The sequence below is a fragment of the Micromonospora sp. SL1-18 genome (assembly GCF_047921505.1).
Lineage (GTDB): Bacteria > Actinomycetota > Actinomycetes > Mycobacteriales > Micromonosporaceae > Micromonospora.
Window position 1 is genome coordinate 1 of the sequence record NZ_JBLROA010000169.1, and the last position, 1,728, is coordinate 1,728.

At 67.5% G+C, this 1,728-nt stretch carries 1 protein-coding gene; it reads right to left on the reverse strand.

What is annotated here, in order from left to right:
* Positions 1-8: 8 nt before the first annotated feature.
* Positions 9-1,421 carry an IS66 family transposase gene (gene tnpC / locus ACNAW0_RS30330; protein ID WP_416291470.1) on the reverse strand — a complete coding sequence of 471 codons (1,413 nt, stop codon included), beginning with the start codon at positions 1,419-1,421 and terminating at the stop codon, positions 9-11.
* Positions 1,422-1,728: the final 307 nt, after the last annotated feature.

The following is a 1,728-nucleotide window of genomic DNA, read 5'->3' on the forward strand; positions in this document are numbered from 1 at the left end:
GTAACTATTCAGCTGGTTCCGGGGATCCAGGCGGGTCCGTTGTGGAGTTGGGTGAGGGCTTTGAGGGCGTTGATGCCCTGTTTGCGGGCGGTGGACAGGTAGCTGCGGATGGCGCAGAACGTCTGCGCTCCGGTCCAGGTGCGTAGTCCGCCGCTGATCTTCTGCCGGAGTTTGACCATGCGGATGTCGCGTTCGGCGAGGGAGTTGTCGAACGGTACGCGCAGGTCGTGGGCGAAGCGCAGCACGTCGGTGGCGAACCCGCCGAGGCGGGCGAGCAGGTTCGCTGTCGGGGACCTGGCGCCGTGTCCGGCGGGGCTGGGATTGACCGCTTTGCCAGCGGCGATGATCGTGTCGTAGCGGCGTCGGTAGGCTCCCAGTAGCCGATCGTCGATGGCGTGGGCGCCGACGGTTCGGGCGTACCGGGTGGTGTCGTTGATCTCGCACAACAGCCGGATCATGTCCTGCGCCCATACCTGGCCGGGGTCGGTGTCGAGGATCCCGGCGAGTTCGCGCAGGTGGTGGGCGTTGCACAGTTGGTGGGCGGCGCCATAGCGGCGGTACGGGGTGTAGCCGTCATGCACCGCGATGCCGGCGAAGACGGGCAGCACCCCGGCGGCGGCGATCGCTTCGTGTCCCCGCGACGGATGCACCACGAACAGTGACAGCGTGTCGGTGGAAGCCGAGTGGACCCACGCGTTCGTGCTGGCCACCCGTAGCGACGTCTCGTCGAAGTGCGCCACCGGCGAGGCGGAGATCTGGTGCCGCACCTCGTCCAGGAACCCGCCGAGCTTTTCGCTGGTGCGCGCCACCACGCTGACCAGGGTCCCGACCGACATGCCCACACCGAGTAGATCGGCCAGGGTCTCGCATGCCCGCTCGTACGGCAGATGCTGGTAGCCGACCAGATACGCGCCGATCGCGCGCACCCGCGGCCCGTACTGGGCCGGGGCGCCCACCCCGTTCGGCGCCGGCGCCATCGTGATCGTCCCGCACCGGCAGCGGCGATGCTCCAGCCGATGCTCGACCACGCGCAGCCGCACCTCGGGCAGGTCGACCACCTGCCGTGCCTCCAACGACGTCACCGGCGCCCGCCGCAACGACCGACCACAACACCGGCACGCCACCGGATGATGCGTCACCACCTCGTCCGGCACCTCGACCTGCCGCAACGTGAAACCCGCATCACCCGGCTGCTTACCCGGCGGCCGATCCGACGGCAGGCGCCGCGACCGCGGCGGCGCCTTGACCGGCCCATCCGACGACGGCGGCTTCGACGACGTCCGCGAATTCCTGCGCAGCTGCGCCTCCAACTCCGCGACCCGCTGCGTCAACACCTCGATCCGCGCGTCCCGCTCGGCCAGGGCCGCCTCCAACCGCGCAAGCCGCTCCAGCAGCTCCACAACGGACGGCGAGTCGGACACGACGATCAGGATGACCCAAACACCAACAAGATCAAGCCAGGCGATCAAGAACCTGCTGAATAGTTACGGTGCCACCGGCGATGGCGCCGAGAAGCCTGCGGCGGGAGATATCAGCCATGGAGCGGAGGCTAGGTTGCTCCGCTAGCACAACGAGCCCTGAGTGACGAATTTTCGTCGACTGTTCAATCATCAACATGGAACGTTTGGTCGGTTGTATGGCCAAGTTCTCCGTCGCACCCCGAGGTCGTGGAGCGGATAGAGCGCGAGCAGAACCCCACCGGGTAGGAAAGCTGACCATTGGTCATCG